This is a genomic window from Micromonospora sp. NBC_00617, assembly GCF_045161355.1.
GTDB lineage: Bacteria > Actinomycetota > Actinomycetes > Mycobacteriales > Micromonosporaceae > Micromonospora.
Genome location: NZ_CP107751.1, coordinates 82,058 through 100,319, shown reverse-complemented (window position 1 = coordinate 100,319; position 18,262 = coordinate 82,058). Strand labels below are relative to the sequence as shown.

The window sequence follows — 18,262 nt, the reverse complement described above, 5'->3', positions numbered from 1 at the left end:
CATGGAACTCTTCCAGTACCCCTACATGCAGCGCGCCCTGATCGGCGCGCTGGTGATCGGCCTGGCCGCGCCAGCGCTCGGCATCTACCTGGTGCAGCGCCGACTGACGCTGATCGGCGACGGCATCGGCCACGTGGCGTTGACCGGCGTCGGCGCCGGCCTGCTCCTCAACCGCTCGCCGGTGCTGGTGGCGGTGATCGTCGCCACGGTCGGCGCGATCGCCATCGAGGTGGTCCGCGCTCGCGGGCGGACCTCCGGCGACCTGGCCCTGGCGCTGCTCTTCTACGGCGGCATCGCCGGCGGCGTACTGCTGGTCGGCCTCTCGGACGCCACCAGCGCCAACCTCAACGCCTACCTCTTCGGGTCGCTGCTCTCCACCTCGATGGCCGACCTGATCACCGTCGGAGTGCTCGGTGCGGCGATCCTGATCACCATGATCATGCTGCGGCCGGCGCTCTTCGCGATCAGCCACGACGAGGAGTACGCCCGCGTGTCCGGCCTGCCGGTCCGCACCCTCAACCTGCTGATCGCGGTCACCACCGCGGTCACCGTGACCATCGCGATGCGGGCCGTCGGGGTGCTGCTGATCAGCGCGCTGATGGTGGTTCCGGTGGCCACCGCCCAGCAGGTCACCCGGGGCTTTCGCAGCACGATGACCGCCGCGATGGCGCTCGGGTTCTTCGCCGCCGGCTCCGGCGTCTGGGTGGCGGCCACCGCCGACACCCCGCCCGGCGCCTCGGTGGTGCTGCTGGCGATCGCCTCGTTCCTGGTGGTGGCCGTGGCTGGCGCCCTCTGGCGGGCGGTGCGCCGCCGCGCCGCGCCGGCCCCCGTACCGGCGCCGGAACCGCACGAGGTCGTCCTGCACTCAGGCTGATCGGCGGATGTCGGTGGTATTGGTTACCGTTGCAAGATGACCAGCGCAACAGGCTACGAGGGTTTCGACGGAGCCAGCGAGTTGCTCCGGGCCCTGTCGGCGCCCATCCGGCTGGCCATCGTCAGCGAGCTGGCCGGCGGCGAGCGGTGCGTGCACGAGCTGGTGGAGAAGCTGGGCGCGGCCCAGCCGCTGGTGTCCCAGCACCTGCGGGTGCTGCGCGGCGCGGGCGTGGTGCGGGGCTCCCGCCGGGGCCGGGAAATCGCGTACAGCCTCGTCGACGAGCACGTCGCGCACATCGTGGCGGACGCGGTCAGCCACGCCGGGGAGGGATCATGAGCGAGAGCGGCGCCGCGGTGCGCAACACCCGGCAGCGCTCGGCGGTGAGCGCGCTGCTGGGCGAGATGGAGGGCTTCCACAGCGCCCAGGACCTGCACGCGATGCTCCGGCAGCGCGGTGAGCGGGTCGGCCTCACGACGGTCTACCGCACCCTGCAAGGGTTGGCCGACGCGGGCGAGATCGACGTGATGCGCCCGCCGGGCGGCGAGCACCTCTACCGCCGGTGCAGCGAGGGGCACCACCACCACCTGGTCTGCCGGGCCTGCGGGCGTACGGTCGAGGTGGCCGGCCCTGCCGTGGAGAGCTGGGCCGACCGGGTCGCCGCGCAGCACGGCTACGCCGACGTCAGCCACACCCTGGAGATCTTCGGCACCTGCCCGGCCTGCGTCCACTGACCAGCGTGGCAGACCTTCAGTTCACGCCGGTGCGGCCGACGGCCGGAGATCCGGCCCTGCTCGACTGGCAACACATCCACAATTCGATCATCCCCACGGCTCCGCTGTCGGCCGACGAGGTCGTCGCTCGCGCCCAGCGCAACATCCTGGAGGTCGCGTACGCCGACGGGGCACCGGTGGGCTGCTCGACCGTACGACCCCCGACCTCCGATGCCGCGACCGTGATCGCGCGAGTCGTGCCCGGCAGTCGCCGGCGCGGCTACGGAGAGCAGATCTACCAGCGCGGGCTGGCACGGGCCCGAAAGCTCGGCGCGGAGGTCATCGAGACCGTCGTCCTGGCGTCCAACGACGAGGGCCTGCGGTTCGCCAGACGGCACGGCTTCGTCGAGATCGAGCGGTACGTCCTGCCGGGTGACACCGTCGCGTTCGTGGACCTGCGACTCGCCTGACTGTGAGCCGCCGCTGTTGTCGGCCGGATCGCCCCGGCCATCGATCGACGGGTGCCGGGCGGGGACCGTTCGTGGCACGCTGTCCGGCGTGAAGATCTACGCCGATCGGTTTCCGACCGCCGTCCGCCAGTTGCTCACCGACCTGCTCGTCGTCGCCTGGGTGTACGTCGCGATCCGCGCCGCGCTCTGGCTGCACGACCTGGTGCAGAAGCTCGCCGTACCCGGGCAGAAGCTGGAGGGCGCCGGCGGCGGCCTCGCCGACAACCTCGCCGACGCCGGCGGCAAGGTCCGGCGGGTGCCGCTTGTCGGTGACGAGCTGACCGCGCCCTTCCAGCGGGCCGCCGACGCCGCCCGCGGGCTCGCCGACGCCGGCCGGGAGCAGCAGCACCTGGTCGACCAGCTCGCCCTCGCCCTCACCGTCGCGGTGCTGATCTTCCCGCTCGGCCTGGTGCTCTTCGGTTGGCTGCCGCTGCGGCTGCGTTGGATGCGCCGGGCCGGATCGGCCGCGAAGCTGGCTGCCGGGCCGGCCGGGCGGGATCTGCTCGCGCTACGCGCGCTGGCCACCCAGCCGCTGGGCCGGCTGACCCGGATCGCGCCCGACGTCGCCGAGGCGTGGCGACGTGGCGACGACGAGACCGTCGAGGCCCTGGCCGCGCTGGAGCTACGCCAACTCGGCCTGCGCAGCGAAGGCCGCTAACCCCACCCACCCCCACCCAACATCCCGCCCAGCCCCAGCCCCCTGCCCCAGCCCCCTGCCCCGGCCCCGGCCCCGGCCCCGGCCCCGCAATCTTGTCCCCCCGCCCCGCCCCGTCCGCCCTCGCACCCGGCACCCGGCAGCCCGCACCCGCACCCGCACCCGCACCCGCACCCGCGATCTTGCAGATTCTGTCGCGACATAAGGGGCAGACCTTCCCAAGTTGACGGCAGAAAGTGCAAGATCGGCGAGATCGGCCGCGCCTTTCGGGGCGGCGTACGTCGTGGGGGTGTGCCGTGCGGCAACGCCGCGCCGACGCGGGACCTGTGGTGATCGTGCCGTTAAGGTCGTCGGGTGTTCTACTTCCTGATTGTCATCGCCGTACTGCTGCTCGGCTACGCCGCCGTCCTGGTCTCCCTCGTCCGCCGGGGCAGGAAAATCCCACCCGCGGCGTACCTCGCCCTGGCCGGGCTCAACGGTCTGATCCTGGCGGGGGTGCTGGCCTGGGCGGTCGCCCGCTGAAACGCCACGTCACGTCACGTCACGTCACGTCACGTCACGTCACGTCACGTCACGTCACGTCACGTCACGTGATCGTGCTCGAAGCAGGAAGTAGTGGCCTCGCGGTCGGAGGGATGCCACCAGATCCAGGATCGAGCGCGATCTTGCGGTGCGATCGACATAACCAGCGCGGCGAGGATGAACGGGGACGCAGGGGCCGGGTCGGGAGGGGCTACGGCTTCGGCGGGATGCGGCGGCGGACGTCCTCGGCGGTGGACGGGCCGGGCGACCAGCGGGCCACCCAGGGCAACTCGTCGGACGGGGTGATGACCCCCTCCTCCAGGCCCGCGTAGCGGCCGGCGAGGATCCGCTTGGCGGCGGCGGTGTCGACGGAGTCGGTGTTGTCCCAGAGTGCCGTGAACAGGGCGTCCACCCGAACCCGGGCCTGCCGGCAGAACAGGTCGGCCAGCTCGACGTTCTCCGGTCGCGTGTCCCGTTCGGCGAACGCCCGGACACAGACAGCGGACATCGCGAACAACTCCGCGCCGATGTCCACCACGCGCCCGAGGAACGCCTGCTTGCGCTCCATCTTTCCCTGCCAGCGGGACATCGCGTAGAACGTCGACCGGGCCAGCTTGCGCGACGACCGCTCCACCTGGCGCAGGTGCGCGGCCAGGGGACCGAACTCGGCGTACGCCGACGGGCTCTGGCCCTTGCCGACCGCGAGGGTCGGCAGCCACCTCGCGTAGAACGCGCCCGCACGGGCGCCGGCGCGGGCCTTGCGGCCGAGCCCCGCCTCCGGGTCGGAGATGTCGCCGGCCACCGAGAGGTGGGCGTCGACCGCCTCCCGGGCGATCAGCAGATGCATGATCTCGGTCGAGCCCTCGAAGATCCGGTTGATCCGCAGGTCGCGGAGCACCTGCTCGACGTTGGCCGGGCGTTCGCCGCGGGCGGCCAGCGAGTCGGCCGTCTCGTAGCCGCGCCCGCCCCGGATCTGGATCAGCTCGTCGGCGATCTTCCAGGCCATCTCGCTGGCGTACAGCTTGACCAGCGCCGCCTCGATCCGGATGTCGTTGCGGTCGTCGTCGGCGAGCAGGCAGCACAGGTCGAGCATGGTCTCCATGCCGTATGTGGTGGCGGCGATGAAGGAGAGCTTCTGGGCGACCGCCTCGTGCTCGCCCACCGGTCGGCCCCACTGGACGCGGTCGGCGGCCCACCCCCGGGCCACGTTCAACGACCACTTGCCGGCGCCCACGCACATGGCCGGCAGCGAGAGCCGACCAGTGTTCAGCGTGGTCAGGGCGATCTTGAGCCCCTTGCCCTCACCGCCGATGACGTTCTCCGCCGGCACGAACACGTCGTGGAACCGGGTCAGGCTGTTCTCCAGACCGCGCAGGCCGACGAACTCGTTGCGCCGCTCCACGGTGATGCCCGCGCTGTCGCCGTCCACCACGAACGCGGTGATCCCGCCGCGCCGACCCTCGGCGGCGGGCACCCGGGCCATCACCACCAGCAGAGTCGCGACGATGCCGTTGGTGGCCCAGAGCTTGACCCCGTTGAGTCGGTAGCCGGTGCCGTCCTCGGTCGGCTCGGCGGTGGTGGCCAGCCGGGCCGGGTCGGAGCCCACGTCCGGCTCGGTGAGCAGGAACGCGGAGACCTCGCCCGCGGCGAGCCGCGGCAGGAAGCGCTGCTTCTGCTCGGCGGTGCCGAACATCTTCAGCGGCTGCGGCACCCCGATCGACTGGTGGGCCGAGAGCAGCGCGCCGATCGCCGGGCTGACCGAGCCGGCCAACATCAGCGCCCGGCAGTAGTGCAGGTTGCTCAGACCGAGGCCGCCGTACTTCCGGTCGATCTTCATGCCGAACGCGCCGAGGTCGGCGAGCCCGTGGAAGACGGAGTCCGGAATGGAGGCGTCCCGTTCGACGGCCGCGCCGTCCACCTCGGAGGTGAGAAAGGCGCGGAACCGACCAAGGAACTCCTCGGCGCGGGCCACGTCGTCCGCATCGGAGCGCGGCCACGGGTCGATGAGGTCGAGCCGGAACCGGCCGAGGAACAACTCCTTGCCGAAGCTGGGCCGATCCCAGGTGGACTCCCGGGCGGCCTCGGCGACCTGCCGGGCCTCCTTCTCGGAGACCTGCCCCGCCTCCGCCGGCAACGGCCCGGCGCTGCCGGACGTGGCGCTGCCGGACGTGGCTTCGGAGTCGGGGCCGTCCGGTGCCGGTGGGCCGTTCTGCGTCGTGGTCACGGCTGCCCCCTCGAACCTCGGTTGCGGCTGCGTCGACGTGCGCGACTACCGTCACGCTACCCCCGGTTGTTACCCAGGGGTAGCGCTGCGTGCGGATCGTCGCGCGCTGCTCCGGCGGGGTCAGTGGCCGCTGAGCGTGTCCGGGTCGTCATCGTCGTCGTCGATGTCGTCCTCACCCCAGTTGCGGCGGGCGAACGGCAGGATCACCCAGAATGCGAGGAACCAGATCCCGGTCATCGCACTGAGCACGAACGCGATCGGCCGGTCCAGCACGAAGTCGGTGATCAGCAGCACCGCGCTGACCATCGCGATCAGCATGAAGGCGAGGCCGCCGTTGGCCATCCGGTGCGCGAACCGCACCAGCTCGGGCTTGCGCCCCTGACGGAACAGCGCCCGGTGGAACGCCACCGGCGAGATGATCAACGCGGTGGCGGCGGCCGCGGCGAGCAGCGCGACGATGTAGACGTCCCGCTGGAACTCGCTGGTCCGGGTGAACCCGTTGCTGAACGGCAGGGTGAGCAGGAAGGCGAAGAGGATCTGCACGCCGGTCTGGGCGACCCGCAGCTCCTGCAACAGGTCGGCGAAGTTGCGCTGCCAACGCTGCTTCTCGGTCTCCTTGGACACGCGCTACCTCCGGTCAGACGGTACTGCCGGCGGTCCCGGCCGCCGGCAGCAACGCCAATGCCCCACCCGGCCGAGCGCGAAACAGGCTCAGGACACGTTCCGGCCAGCTCCCGGTCGCCTGCCGGTCATCGCCCGGTCGTCACACCGTCGCCCGCCCGCGCCGCCCGCGTCGCGCCGCCAGCCCGCGCCACGCCGCCAGCCCGCGCGCCCGCGCCGCGTGCGTCGCGCCATCGCCCGCGCCAGCGGAAGAGGTCAGGAGCCGCGGCGGATCCGGCCGGCGTACCGGGCCTCCAGGGCCGTGTTGTGCGCGTCGCCGTCCGGGATGTTCGCCGACAGGTAGACCGGAGGCCGCTCCCCCGCCGCCAGCAACCGGGCGACGACCTCCACGGTGACCTGCTGCGCCAGCAGCGCCGCCGTGATCGAGGAGACCGCGCCGACCGCGCCACCGCCGGGCAGCGGCAGCGTCGCGTCGCCGTACGGTGCGCCGTTGTCGAGCACCACGTCGGCGAGGTCGGCCAGCTTGTGCCCGGACGGGTGGCGGGACGTCATCCGTCCGGAGTGCTGCGCCGAGGTGATCGCCACCAGTGGGTGACCATGCTCCTTGACTAGCGTGGCGAACTCGACCATCGCGCCGTTGACCCCGGAGTTCGAGGCGAGCACGAAGACGTCGGCGGGGCGTACGGGGGCCAGCTCCCAGAGCCGGTGCGCCACCGCCGGGTCCCGCTCCAGCAGCGGCCCGAGACGATCGGCCGGTTCGCCGCCGAGCAGCACCAGGTCACGCAGCGCGATCCGATTGGTGGGCACCAGGCCACCCGCCCGACCGGCGATCTCCATGGCGAGGGCCTCCGAGTGCCCGGTGCCGAAGGCGTGCACCACCCCGTCGGCGCGTACCGCTTCGGCGATCAGATCGGCGGCCCGCCCCACCGCGTCCCGCTGGCTCGCGGCCACCCGGCCGATCGTCTCGGTCACCACTGCCAGGTAGTCCTCGGCACTCACACTCATGCGTCCTCCGTCGTCCGGTTGCGGGCCATCCACTGCACCGCGAAGTCGACCGCCGCCCGCTGGCGTACCAACCTTCCCGTCCCGGCGCCCACCGGGCCGGAGCGCACCGCCCCGGTGGTCTCCAGGTCCCGACCCAACGCGCCGAAGTCGCTCGCGTCGAGCCGGACGTCCTGCCACCACACCCACTCGCGGCCACCGTCGGCCGTGCGCACCGCCGCGCCCAGTCGCTCGCGGACCGGCGCGGGACGGCGGTACTCGGCCAGGTGCAGCGAGGTGTTGACGCTGTGGTCCACACCGAGCAGCAGTACGTCGGCGTCCAGGTCGTAGAGCCGGGCCAGCGGAGAGCGCTCGCCGAGCATGTCAGCCAGCTCGTGCCCGGCCACCACCTGCTCAGCCGTCGGCCCGAGCGCGGCGAACGACACGTGGGGGTTCGCGCTACGCAGTGCCGCGGGCCAGCAGCGGACCGTCTCGGCGAACACGCCCATGTGCCGACTCGGTGTGACCGCCGGGTCGAAGCCCGGCATCTCGGCGCGGATCAGCGGCCACCAGTCCACCGGCACCGGCGGGTTGCGCCACTGCGCCGGGTCACTGTTGTCGGGGTTGTGGGTGGGCACCACGATCGTGCCGTCCGGGCCGAGCGCGTCGCGCAGGGCGAGCACCAGCGCCTGCGGCCCACCGCAGACGAAGCCCAGCGGGCGCATCCCGGCGTGCACCAGCACCGTCGAGCCGGGGCGTACACCCAGCAGGCGCAGCTGCGCGGCGATCGAGCGACGGGTGCCCAGCCCGCCGACGGGCACCGTCACGGCGCTCCTCGCTCCGACGCCGGCCCACCCGGCGCCCGTCGGCTCAGGGCCCGTCGGCCCGGCGCCCGTCGAGCCAGCGTCCGCCCGCCCGGCACGGCTCGGCCCGGCACGGCTCGGCCCGGCACGGCTCGGCCCGGCACGGCTCAGTCCGTCCCGGCGATCCGGGCCAGGACCGCCTCGGCCAACGCGGCGGGTGCGGCGTCCGGAATCCAGTGGCTCACCCCGGGCAGCGGTACGAAGCGGTAGTCACCGGTGACGTTGGCGGCGCACGCCTCGGCGGCGGGCCGCCCGATGGCGATGTCCCGGTCGCTCCAGACGTAGGTGGTGGGCACGGCGACCGGACCGACAGCGGCCAGGTCGGCGCGGGACATGGCCCGGTACCAGTTCAGGGCGGCGGTGAGCGCGCCCGGCGCCCGCATCGGGTCGGCGTAGCGGTCCACCCGGGGGGCGTCGCCCACCCCGCCGAGCATCTTGCGCAGCGCCGTCGCGTGCCACGCCAGCAGCACCTTCTCGGCCTTGCCCGGCTTGCGGAACAACGCGATGTACGACGAGCGGGCCTTCTGCTGGCTGTCGGTGCCCAGAGCGTGCGCCATGGCCGCCGGGTGCGGCACGGACACCGCGGTCAACGTACGGACCCGCTCGGGGTGCGCGGCGGCCACCGCCCAGGCCACGATCGCGCCCCAGTCGTGGCCGACCAGGTGGACGGCGTCCACACCGAGCGCGTCGAGCACCGCCACCACGTCGGCGACCAGTTCGGGAATCCGGTACGCGGCCACCGTCTCCGGCCGGGCGCCCGGCGAGTAGCCCCGCTGGTCCAGCGCGTAGGTGCGCAGCCCGGCGGCGTGCAGTGCCGGCACGACCTCGTCCCACTCCCCGCTGTGCTGCGGGAAGCCGTGCAGCAGGAGGACGGGGACGCCGTCGGAGGGGCCGCCGGTGCGTACCTCGAACGTGAGACCTCGCGCGTCGACCTGCATGATCGTCAGCCTACCCAGCCGGTGGGGCGCCGGCCCTGATGCGCGGGTGGCCGGATGCCCTGCTGGGCTGTTACCCCTGGTCGGTGCTAGCGTCAGCGAGACAACTTCACATCCGACAGGGGAGCGCACAGCGCTGAGAGTGCGGGCACGCCCGCAGACCCTCGAACCTGATCTGGGTAATGCCAGCGCAGGGAGTTCGGTCGACCTCCAGCCGCGCCGTGAGTCCGGTGCCACCGGACGCGCGGCGTGCGTCTTCTCCTGGTTCGTTCCACTGAACTGGGAGCACAGCATGGACAACACCACCAGCCGTTGGCGCACCATCGACATCGTGGTCGCCTCGGTGATCGCGGTCGCCTTCGGCGTCATCTTCTGGGCCTGGGGCCTGGTCTGGAGCGCCACCGAGGGCGCGTTCGCCTTCTTCCCGCCCGCGCAGACGCTGATCTACGGCGTCTGGCTGCTGCCGGCCGTGGTCGGCGGCCTGGTCATCCGCAAGCCCGGTGCCGCGCTCTACTGCGAGACGGTGGCCGCGGTCGTCTCCGCGCTGCTGGGCAGCCAGTGGGCCGGCACGGTGATCCCCCAGGGCATCGTGCAGGGCATCGGGGCCGAGCTGGCGTTCGCCGCCTTCCGGTACCGGTCGTTCCGGCTGCCGACCGCCGTGCTGGCCGGTGCGTTGACCGGTTTCAGCGCGGCGCTGTTCGACTTCTTCGTCTGGAACGTCGACTACGCGCTGGGCGACTACCGCATCCCGTACGCCCTGCTCACCATCGTCAGCGCCACGATCATCGCCGGTGTGGGCGGCTGGCTGCTCACCCGCGCCCTGGCCAACACCGGCGCGCTGGACCGCTTCCCGGTGGGCCGGGACCGCGCCCTGATCTGAGGGTGCACTGTCCCCGTGATCAAGAGGTTTGCGTCAACGGAAGCCGGAATTCTGCCGCAAACCTCTTGATCACCGGCGGGATGACGGCCGGGAGTGGCCGGGAGGGGGTGTTTGTGGGCGGGGTACTGCTGCGGGGGTTCGGATGGCGGCATGCCGGGCGGCGGGCCTGGGCGGTGCGTGGGATGGACCTGCGGGTCGAGGCCGGAGAACGGGTGCTGCTGCTCGGGCCCTCCGGGGCCGGCAAGAGCACCCTGCTCAGCGCGCTGGCCGGGCTGCTGCCCGAGGATTCCGGTGAGCAGGAGGGCACCGTCGAGATCGACGGGCTCGACCCCCGCAAGGCGCGGGAACGGGTCGGCATCGTCTTCCAGGACCCGCAGACCCAGCTGGTGATGGCGCGCAGCGGCGACGACGTCGCGTTCGGTCTGGAGAACCGGGGCGTGCCGACGGACGAGATCTGGCCCCGGGTCGACGAGGCGCTGCGGCGGGTCGGCTTTCCGTACCCCCGCGACCGCAGCACTGCCGCGCTCTCCGGCGGCGAGCAGCAACGCCTGGCCCTGGCCGGCGCGTTGGCCCTGCGGCCCGGCCTGCTGTTGCTCGACGAGCCGACCGCCAACCTCGACCCGGACGGGGCCGCCCTGGTGCGGGGCGCGGTGACGGGCGCGTTGGACGCCGACACCACCCTGATCCTGGTCGAACACCGGGTCGGCGAGGCGCTGCCACTGGTCGACCGGGTGGTCGTCCTGGAGCCCGGCGGCGGGGTCCGCGCGGACGGGACGCCCGACGCGGTCTTCGCCGCACACGGCGCCGCCCTCGCCGCCGAGGGCGTCTGGGTGCCCGGTCACCCCATCGCGCCCCGCACGGCCACCGCCACCCCCGGCGACCTGCTGCTCACCGCCGACCGGCTCGGCCTGCCGCCCCGGCTGGGACCCACCGACCTGGCGGTACGCGCCGGAGAGGCACTCGCCGTACGCGGACCCAACGGCGCCGGCAAGTCCACCCTGGCGCTGCTGCTCGGCGGCCTGCTCAAACCGGGCGCCGGTCGCGTCACCGCCTCGGCCGAGTTGGCCGGCGCCGACCACCGCGCTCCCCCGCACCGCTGGCGAGCGCCCGCGCTGGCCCGACGGATCGGGTCGGTCTTCCAGGACCCGGAGCACCAGTTCGTCACCGGCACCGTCTTCGACGAGCTGGCGCTCGGGCCACGCCGGACGGGTCAACCCGAGGCTGCGGTCCGGGAGACCGCCGCGGGGCTGCTGGACCGGCTGCGGCTGACCCGGCTCGCGGCGGCCAACCCGTACACCCTCTCCGGCGGGGAGGCGCGGCGGCTGAGCGTGGCGACGGCCCTGGCCACGGCGCCCCGCCTGCTGATCTGCGACGAACCGACCTTCGGGCAGGACCGGCGGACCTGGCGGGAGTTGGTCGACCTCTTCGCCGACCTGCGGGACGCCGGCCACGGCGTGGTCACGGTCACCCACGACCTCGATTTCGTCGCCGCGCTCGCCGACCGCACGGTCACCCTCCAGCGGACACCGGACGGTGCCCGGTGATCAGCATCGAGCCGGTCGCCGCGCCCGGCGCCCCGCTGGCCCGGCGCAACCCGGTGGCGAAGGTGGCCGCCGCGCTGGTCTTCTCGTTCGTCCTGCTGGCGACGCTCGACCCGGTGGCGCCGGCGATCGCCATCGCGGTCGAACTGGCGGTCCTGCCGCTGTTCGGCGTCCGCTACCGGGTGCTGGCCCGGCGGGCCCTGCCCCTGCTGCTCAGCGCCACCGGCATCCTGGTCACCCTGGTGCTCTTCGCCGCCGACCAGTCCGGCCGGGTCCTGCTGGACGTCGGGCCGGTGCTGGTGAGCACCGGCGTGCTGCGCACCGCTCTCGGCCTGGTGCTGCGGGTCTTCGCGGTGGCCCTGCCCGGCGTGATCGTCTTCGCCACCACCGACCCGACCGACCTGGCGGACGCGCTGATCCAGAACGCGAAGGCGCCGGCACGGTTCGCCGTCGGGTCGCTGGCCGCGTTCCGGCTGGTGCCGCTGCTCGGTCAGGAATGGCAGATGATCAGCATGGCCCGGCGGGCACGCGGCGTCGACGCCGGACGCAATCCGGTGGCGAAGCTGCGGCTGTTCACGTCCACGGCGTTCGCGCTGCTGGTCGGGGCGATCCGCCGGGGCACCCGGCTGGCCGTCGCCATGGACGCGCGCGGCTTCGACGGCGACACACCCCGTACCGTCGCCCGACGCCAGCGCTTCGGCCTCGCCGACGCGCTGCTGATCGCCGGGGCGGCCGCGCTGGCCGGAGCAGCCCTGACGACAAGCGTGCTGCTCGGCACCTTCCGTCCCCTGATCGGCTGAGCGGGCGCGCGGCCGGCTCAGCCAGTCGACACGATCCGCACCGCAGCGGTGCCGTGGTGGCCTCCTGCGCTGCGGAGGCCACCACAGCACCGACCTGGGCGCCATCGTCCCGACGGGTCGGGGCCGGTCAGCTCCGGCGGAAGGCGTACCGGCGGGGCTGGCCGGCCCGTTGGCTGCGGCCACCGCCCGAGCGGTGACCGCCCGCCTGCGGTGGCCCGGCCGTCGGCGCCACCGGCCGCCCGGCGGTCTTCGGCAGCTCGTCCACCGTCGGCGCGTCGACCGCCGCCGGCACGTCGACGGCCAGCGCCGGCTCGGCCAGCGCCGCCGGCAACGCGGGCTCCGCCGGCAGCGCCGGCTCGACCAGCACCGCCGGTAGCGCCGGCTCGACCAGCACCGCCGGTAGCGCCAGCTCGACCAGCAGCGCCGGCAGTACCGGCTCGGTCAGCAGCGCCGGCAGCGTCGGTTCGACCGGGAGGTCGGGGCGGGTGGGTGGGAGCGGGCCGTGGCCGGCCGCCGGGTCGGTGCCCAGCGGCGTCGGCTTGGGGGTACGGGTCCTTCTCGGATTGCGCCTGGCGGGCATCCGGGCCTCCTTCGGTGCCGACCTTCCCGGCGGTCCCGCGCTCCGGCGGTCGGTCGGATCGGCTGGTGACCGTGGCAACGCGACGGTCGAATGGGAAGGGACTGCTCACCGGGGATCGGGCCGAATCAACACCGCCGGAACGGTGGAAGGAGACGCGCGACGCCCGGGAGCGCACGGACCGCGATCGCGGGGCGGCGGGCCGGCTCGGGAAGTGGGGCGTCAGTTGCGCATGCCCGAACCCTAACCACCGCCCGATGAGACGCGCACCCGATTTTCCTGGCACGATCGGCGCATGCTGATCGCGTTCTCGATCACCCCGCTCGGTGCCGGCGACTCCGTGGGTGACCTGGTTGCCGAGGCGGTACGGGTGGTCCGCGAGTCCGGGTTGCCCAACCGGACCGATGCCATGTTCACCACCGTCGAGGGTGAGTGGGACGAGGTGATGGCGGTGGTGAAGCGGGCGGTCGACGTGGTGGCCGCGCAGGCGCCCCGGGTGAGTGTCGTCCTGAAGGCCGACGTCCGGCCCGGGGTCACCGACGCGCTCACCGCGAAGGTGGCGCGTGTGGAGGATCGACTGTCCCAGGGGTGAGCGTGGCCGCCGGTCGGGGTGTGGACGCGCCGGACGGACGGGCCGCGACCACGCAGTGACCCGCCGTGGGACGACCCGCCCACGATGCCGCGCGCCGCGATACGGTCGCAGCAGGATAGTTCGACGGCGAGAGGTGGCGGCACGAATGGCTGAGCAGGCGACGGCGCAGATCGGCGTGACCGGGCTGGCGGTGATGGGCCGGAACCTGGCCCGCAACCTGGCCCGCAACGGCTTTACCGTGGCGGTGCACAACCGGTCACCGGAGCGCACCCGCAGCCTCGTCGCCGAGCACGGTGACGAGGGCACCTTCGTGCCCGGTGAGTCGATGGCCGACTTCGTGGCGTCGCTGGAACGGCCCCGCGCGGTGATCGTGATGGTCAAGGCCGGTGCGCCCACCGACGCCGTGATCGACGAGCTGGTGCCGCTGCTGGACGAGGGCGACATCATCGTCGACTGCGGCAACGCCCACTTCGCCGACACCCGTCGCCGGGAGGAGTCGCTGCGCGCGCAGGGGTTGCACTTCAGCGGCACCGGCGTCTCCGGTGGTGAGGAAGGCGCGCTGCTCGGGCCGAGCATCATGCCGGGCGGCTCGGACGAGTCGTACGCCAAGCTCGGGCCGATGTTCGAGAAGATCGCCGCCCACGTCGACGGCGAGCCGTGCTGCACGCACGTCGGGCCGGACGGCGCCGGGCACTTCGTCAAGATGGTGCACAACGGCATCGAGTACGCCGACATGCAGCTCATCGCCGAGGCGTACGACCTGCTCCGGTCCGGCCTGGGCGCGAAGCCGGCGGAGATCGCGGAGATCTTCCGCGACTGGAACGGCGGCGAGCTGGAGTCCTTCCTCATCGAGATCACCGCCGATGTGCTCGCGCACACCGACGCGGCGACCGGCCGCGCGTTCGTCGACGTCGTGCAGGACCGGGCCGAGCAGAAGGGCACCGGCCGGTGGACGGTGCAGAGCGCCCTCGACCTGGGCATCCCGATCACCGGGATCGCCGAGGCGACGTTCGCCCGCTCGCTGTCCGGTCACGTCGACCAGCGCGAGGCGGCCCGGCGGGCGTTCCCGGACGCCGGTGAGGCATGGCAGGTCGCCGACCGGGACGCGTTCGTCGAGGACGTGCGACGGGCGCTGCTCGCTTCCAAGATCGTCGCGTACGCGCAGGGCTTCGACCACATCCGGGCCGGCAGCCAGGAGTTCAACTGGGACATCGACCTCGGCGGCACGGCGACCATCTGGCGGGGCGGCTGCATCATCCGCGCCCGCTTCCTGAACCGCATCCGCGAGGCGTACGACGAGCAGCCCGACCTGCCGACGCTGCTCGTGGCGCCGTACTTCGCCGAGGCGGTCGCGGCCGGCGTGCCGAGTTGGCGGCGGGTGGTGGCCGACGCGGCCCGGGCGGGGGTGCCGACGCCGGCGTTCTCGTCGTCGCTGGCGTACTTCGACGCGCTGCGCGCCGAGCGGCTGCCCGCCGCGCTGATTCAGGGCCTGCGGGACAACTTCGGCGCGCACACCTACCAGCGCGTCGACCGCGAGGGCTCGTTCCACACCACCTGGGCCGGCGACAAGACCGAGTCCCCGGCGTAGCCGGGATCGCCCCGCGCCCACGCGCGATCGCGCCCTCGCAAGATCGTGCTTGATCCATGATGTGGTGGCCTCCCGACGATGGGAGGCCACCACATCCATGTTCGAGCGTGATCATGGGACCGGACGGCGGGTACGCGCGGGCGCCCGTCAGGCGACCGTGGCGTGCATCTCCCAGACGAGGATCTCGGCCGGCTCGTCGGCGCTGACCCGCCGGCCGCCGGTCCTGGTGAGCCGGGCCGCGTCGCCGGTGCCGAGCGGGCCGCTGTCCTCCAGGGTCACCGTGCCGTTCGGCACGTACAGATGCACGAAGGGCGCGTCCGGGAGGGTGACCTCGTCGCCGGGGCCGAGCCGGGCGGCGTGCAGGGTCGCGTACCGGTTGCGGATGCGGATCGCGGACGCGCCGTCGTAGCGGTCCATCCCGGACGCGACCGGCACCAGGCCGCCGCGCAGCAGCTCGTCCTCGATCTCCAGCTGCTCGTAGCCGGGGTCGACGCCCTGCTCGTCGGGGAGCACCCACATCTGCACGAAGTGCACGGGGTCGCTGTGCGGCTCCTGGTTGGTGAGCCGCCAGGCGTCGTTCTTCTCCGAGTGCAGGATGCCGGTGCCGGCGCTCATCCGCTGCGCCAGGCCCGGGTAGATCACCCCGGAGTGGCCGGTGGAGTCCTGGTGCACGAGTGAGCCGCGCAGCACCCAGGTGACGATCTCCATGTCCTCGTGCGGGTGGGTCTCGAAGCCGGCGCCCGGCCGGACCACGTCGTCGTTGTTCACCAGCAGCAGCCCGTGGTGGGTGTTGGCCGGGTCGTAGTGCCGGGAGAACGAGAAGGAGTGCTTGGAGTCCAACCAGGAGATCCGGGTGACGAACCGGTCCTCGGCGCGACGCAGGTCGACCGACGGTGCGGGTGCGGTCACCAGGCACGCTGCCCGGTCTCGGGGGTCGACGGCGCCCAGGTCTGGGCCGTCTCACCGGTAACCAGCTCGGCGATCTCACCGGTGCGCAGCCGCGGCGTGTGACCGAACTCCGCGCAGTGCTGCTCGGCGATCTCGGCGCAGATCTCGGCGACCTGCTCGCAGATCGGGTCGCCCAGATCCGCCGCGTTCAGGGCCATGATCATCTTGTACCGGAGATCCCGCATATCGCCCCCAACCGCCATCATCCCGCCACCTCCGGACCCTACCCGCCCCCACCTCCCCGAACCCCAGAACAACCAACCCGAGCCACCTGCCCCGGCCGCGTCGATCAAGGAGTTGTGCCGGCGAACGAAAGTCGTGAATGCGGCCGAACCGGCCACCGCAACTCCATGATCGACAGGGTGAGACGCCGGCGCCGCCCCGCACGTCGTGTGCGGGGCGGCGCCGGAGAGTCGGGAACTACCAGAACCGGCGGCGCTTGGCCTTCTGCGGGCGGATCAGATCCGCGCCCCTGGTCAACAGCCGGGTCGCCCCGGAGGGACCACGCCGGGCCTCCAGGGTGTGGCTGAGCCGGCGGGCGCCGGCCGCGGCCAGCGGCACCGCGATCGCCATCACCGCCCACTGGGCAATACGCTTCTGGATCATGTGGGTTCACCTCCGTCAGTGGCTTCTGACATAGCCGGTACCCAGAGTGACCGTCGGGTAAGCCTCAGACCGTCGGGGCCACCGGGTTGGGCAGCGCGCCGCCGAACCGCCGGTCCCGCTGGGCGTACAGCTCGCACGCGTACCAGAGGTGGCGGCGGTCGAAGTCCGGCCAGAGCGTGTCCAGGAAGACCAGCTCGGCGTACGCGGTCTGCCAGAGCAGGAAGTTGGAGATCCGCTCCTCGCCGGAGGGCCGCAGGAACAGGTCCACCTCCGGGATCTCCGGGTGATACAGGTATTTTGCGACGGTCTTCTCGGTGACCTTCGACGGGTCCAGTCGACCGGCCGCCACGTCCCGGGCGATCGCCGCGGCGGCGTCACCGATCTCGGCCTGCCCGCCGTAGTTCACGCAGAACTGCAGGGTCAGCGTCGAGTTGCCCCGGGACATCTCCTCGGCGGTCTGCAACTCGGAGATGACGCTCTTCCACAACCGCCCCGGCCGCCCCGACCAGACCACCCGGACGCCGAGGTCGACGAGCTGGTCGCGGCGTCGACGGATCACGTCCCGGTTGAAGCCCATCAGGAACCGGACCTCGTCCGGCGAGCGCCGCCAGTTCTCGGTGGAGAACGCGTACGCCGACAGGTAGGGGATGCCCATCTCGATCGCGCCCTCGATGGTGTCGAAGAGGCTGTGCTCCCCCGCCTCGTGGCCCTTGGTGCGGGGCAACCCGCGCTCCTTGGCCCACCGGCCGTTGCCGTCCATGACGACGGCCACGTGCTTCGGCACCGCCTCGCTCGGCAGCGCCGGCGGCCGGGCGCCGGACGGGTGCGGCGTCGGTGGCGTCGGCTCCCGCCGGCCGGACCTCATCGATCGGATCACTCGGTTCTCTCCCTGCTCGTGCCGTCCGCACCGGCCTCGACGTCACCGCGCGGCCGGAGCATCGCAGCCCCACCGCCGCCCGACGGCGGGACCGTGCCGGCGACCGAGGGCCCCCGGTCGACCAGCGGCAGCGAGCGTAGCGCGCGTTCCAGATGCCACTGGAGGTGCGCCGCGACCAGCCCACTGCACTCCCGGCGTACGCCGGTCTCGGTGGCGTCGGCGACCACCCAGTCGCCGGTGGTCAGCGCGGACATCAGGTCGATGGTGGCCGGCGCGGGATGGGCCGCGCCGGGCGGCCGGCAGTCCGGGCAGACCGCGCCGCCGGCCGGCACGGAGAACGCGCGGTGCCGCCCGGGGGTGCCGCAGACCGCGCAGGCGATCAGCGCCGGCGCCCAGCCCGCGAGAGCCATCCCGCGCAGCAGGTACGCGTCGAGCACCAGCGTGGTCGCGTGGTCGCCCCGGGACAGCGCCTTCAGCGCCCCCACGGTGAGCTGGAACAGCCGCAGCGACGGCTCCCGCTCGACCGGCGTCAGCCGCTCGGCGGTCTCGGCGATCGCGCTGGCCGCCGTGTAGCGGGGATAGTCGCCGAGGAACCGCTTGCCGTACAGCTCGATGCCCTCGACCTGGCTGACCGTGTGCAGCGAGCTGCCGTGGTTGCCCTTGGGGTCGCCGGCGAGTTGGAGGTCGACGTGACCGAACGGCTCCAGCCGGGCGCCGAACTTGCTCATGGTGCGCCGGACCCCCCGAGCGACCGCCCGCAGCCGGCCGTGCCGGCGGGTGAGCAGCGTGATGATCCGGTCGGACTCGCCGAGCTTCTGCACGCGCAGCACCACCGCGTCGTCGCGGTAGAGCTGTCGGCGGTACCCGGCCATCGGACCATTCTCCCTCGGGGTGGGAAATCAGGGTCGGTTCGGGGTGGATGCGCGGACGAACCCCGATGCGCCCGGCTCGTCGCCGGC

The 18,262-nt window shown here is 73.0% G+C and carries 22 protein-coding genes and 1 riboswitch; of the genes, 11 read left to right on the top strand and 11 right to left on the bottom strand.

Annotation, left to right across the window (positions count from 1 at the left end):
* The first annotated feature begins 1 nt into the window (after position 1).
* From OG505_RS00495 to OG505_RS00470, 6 genes are all read left to right on the top strand, one after another.
* Entirely contained in the window at positions 2-874 is an 873-nt protein-coding gene (locus tag OG505_RS00495) for a metal ABC transporter permease (RefSeq protein ID WP_405430183.1), read from the top strand.
* 36 nt (positions 875-910) lie between these two features.
* Positions 911-1,210 (top strand): metalloregulator ArsR/SmtB family transcription factor, encoded by a 300-nt coding sequence (locus OG505_RS00490; RefSeq protein ID WP_007463903.1) that lies wholly within the window; start codon positions 911-913, stop codon positions 1,208-1,210.
* Positions 1,207-1,605, top strand: coding sequence for a Fur family transcriptional regulator (locus OG505_RS00485; protein WP_007463905.1), 399 nt, complete (start codon positions 1,207-1,209; stop codon positions 1,603-1,605). Before OG505_RS00490 ends, OG505_RS00485 begins: the two co-directional genes overlap by 4 nt.
* A gap of 5 nt (positions 1,606-1,610) precedes the next feature.
* Positions 1,611-2,054 carry a GNAT family N-acetyltransferase gene (locus OG505_RS00480; protein WP_405430182.1) on the top strand — a complete coding sequence of 148 codons (444 nt, stop codon included), beginning with the start codon at positions 1,611-1,613 and terminating at the stop codon, positions 2,052-2,054.
* A gap of 88 nt (positions 2,055-2,142) precedes the next feature.
* A complete protein-coding gene (locus OG505_RS00475) occupies positions 2,143-2,751 on the top strand; it encodes a hypothetical protein (RefSeq protein ID WP_405430181.1) in 609 nt (202 codons plus the stop codon).
* Positions 2,752-3,102: 351 nt separating this feature from the next.
* Entirely contained in the window at positions 3,103-3,270 is a 168-nt protein-coding gene (locus tag OG505_RS00470) for a hypothetical protein (protein WP_234587259.1), read from the top strand.
* Between the two features lie 211 nt (positions 3,271-3,481).
* Here OG505_RS00470 and OG505_RS00465 read toward each other — a convergent pair whose 3' ends face one another.
* From OG505_RS00465 to OG505_RS00445, 5 genes are all read right to left on the bottom strand, one after another.
* Positions 3,482-5,494 (bottom strand): acyl-CoA dehydrogenase family protein, encoded by a 2,013-nt coding sequence (locus tag OG505_RS00465; RefSeq protein ID WP_405430179.1) that lies wholly within the window; start codon positions 5,492-5,494, stop codon positions 3,482-3,484.
* A gap of 120 nt (positions 5,495-5,614) precedes the next feature.
* Positions 5,615-6,118 carry a DUF6328 family protein gene (locus tag OG505_RS00460; protein WP_405430178.1) on the bottom strand — a complete coding sequence of 168 codons (504 nt, stop codon included), beginning with the start codon at positions 6,116-6,118 and terminating at the stop codon, positions 5,615-5,617.
* Between the two features lie 252 nt (positions 6,119-6,370).
* Complete coding sequence (locus OG505_RS00455) at positions 6,371-7,120, bottom strand: sugar isomerase domain-containing protein (protein ID WP_234587252.1); 750 nt, start codon at positions 7,118-7,120, stop codon at positions 6,371-6,373.
* Positions 7,117-7,923 carry an aminoglycoside N(3)-acetyltransferase gene (locus OG505_RS00450; RefSeq protein WP_405430176.1) on the bottom strand — a complete coding sequence of 269 codons (807 nt, stop codon included), beginning with the start codon at positions 7,921-7,923 and terminating at the stop codon, positions 7,117-7,119. The genes OG505_RS00455 and OG505_RS00450 overlap by 4 nt, the downstream gene beginning before the upstream one ends.
* A 143-nt stretch (positions 7,924-8,066) precedes the next feature.
* The gene (locus OG505_RS00445; RefSeq protein WP_405430175.1) at positions 8,067-8,897 is read right to left on the bottom strand and encodes an alpha/beta fold hydrolase; all 831 of its coding nucleotides are present in this window, start codon (positions 8,895-8,897) and stop codon (positions 8,067-8,069) included.
* Positions 8,898-9,004: 107 nt separating this feature from the next.
* Positions 9,005-9,109, top strand: a riboswitch (TPP riboswitch).
* A gap of 77 nt (positions 9,110-9,186) precedes the next feature.
* Between OG505_RS00445 and OG505_RS00440 the strand changes: the two genes are divergently transcribed.
* The 3 genes from OG505_RS00440 (at position 9,187) to OG505_RS00430 (ending at position 12,115) form a co-directional block, all read left to right on the top strand.
* Entirely contained in the window at positions 9,187-9,774 is a 588-nt protein-coding gene (locus OG505_RS00440; protein WP_405430173.1) for an ECF transporter S component, read from the top strand.
* Between the two features lie 113 nt (positions 9,775-9,887).
* Entirely contained in the window at positions 9,888-11,318 is a 1,431-nt protein-coding gene (locus OG505_RS00435; RefSeq protein WP_405434314.1) for an ABC transporter ATP-binding protein, read from the top strand.
* Positions 11,315-12,115, top strand: a complete 801-nt coding sequence (locus OG505_RS00430) for an energy-coupling factor transporter transmembrane component T family protein (protein WP_405430171.1) — start codon at positions 11,315-11,317, stop codon at positions 12,113-12,115. Before OG505_RS00435 ends, OG505_RS00430 begins: the two co-directional genes overlap by 4 nt.
* Before the next feature lie 127 nt (positions 12,116-12,242).
* Here the strand turns inward: OG505_RS00430 and OG505_RS00425 are convergent, their stop codons facing one another.
* On the bottom strand, positions 12,243-12,695 hold the full coding sequence (locus OG505_RS00425) for a hypothetical protein (RefSeq protein WP_405430169.1): 453 nt from the start codon (positions 12,693-12,695) through the stop codon (positions 12,243-12,245).
* 292 nt (positions 12,696-12,987) lie between these two features.
* Between OG505_RS00425 and OG505_RS00420 the strand changes: the two genes are divergently transcribed.
* Both OG505_RS00420 and gndA read left to right on the top strand, forming a co-directional pair.
* Complete coding sequence (locus OG505_RS00420; protein ID WP_405430168.1) at positions 12,988-13,284, top strand: MTH1187 family thiamine-binding protein; 297 nt, start codon at positions 12,988-12,990, stop codon at positions 13,282-13,284.
* A 145-nt stretch (positions 13,285-13,429) separates the two neighbouring features.
* Positions 13,430-14,872: an NADP-dependent phosphogluconate dehydrogenase gene (gene gndA, locus OG505_RS00415; RefSeq protein ID WP_405430166.1), complete on the top strand. Its 1,443-nt coding sequence runs from the start codon at positions 13,430-13,432 to the stop codon at positions 14,870-14,872.
* Positions 14,873-15,019: 147 nt separating this feature from the next.
* On the opposite strand, the gene OG505_RS00410 is transcribed toward gndA, so the two are convergent.
* From OG505_RS00410 to recO, 5 genes are all read right to left on the bottom strand, one after another.
* A complete protein-coding gene (locus tag OG505_RS00410; protein ID WP_405430165.1) occupies positions 15,020-15,781 on the bottom strand; it encodes a pirin family protein in 762 nt (253 codons plus the stop codon).
* Positions 15,778-15,978 (bottom strand): thioredoxin reductase, encoded by a 201-nt coding sequence (locus tag OG505_RS00405; protein ID WP_405430164.1) that lies wholly within the window; start codon positions 15,976-15,978, stop codon positions 15,778-15,780. Before OG505_RS00405 ends, OG505_RS00410 begins: the two co-directional genes overlap by 4 nt.
* A 262-nt stretch (positions 15,979-16,240) precedes the next feature.
* Complete coding sequence (locus tag OG505_RS00400) at positions 16,241-16,426, bottom strand: hypothetical protein (RefSeq protein WP_121655421.1); 186 nt, start codon at positions 16,424-16,426, stop codon at positions 16,241-16,243.
* A 64-nt stretch (positions 16,427-16,490) separates the two neighbouring features.
* Positions 16,491-17,291: an isoprenyl transferase gene (locus OG505_RS00395; RefSeq protein ID WP_354862036.1), complete on the bottom strand. Its 801-nt coding sequence runs from the start codon at positions 17,289-17,291 to the stop codon at positions 16,491-16,493.
* 8 nt (positions 17,292-17,299) lie between these two features.
* Positions 17,300-18,175: a DNA repair protein RecO gene (recO, locus tag OG505_RS00390; protein ID WP_405430162.1), complete on the bottom strand. Its 876-nt coding sequence runs from the start codon at positions 18,173-18,175 to the stop codon at positions 17,300-17,302.
* Positions 18,176-18,262: the final 87 nt, after the last annotated feature.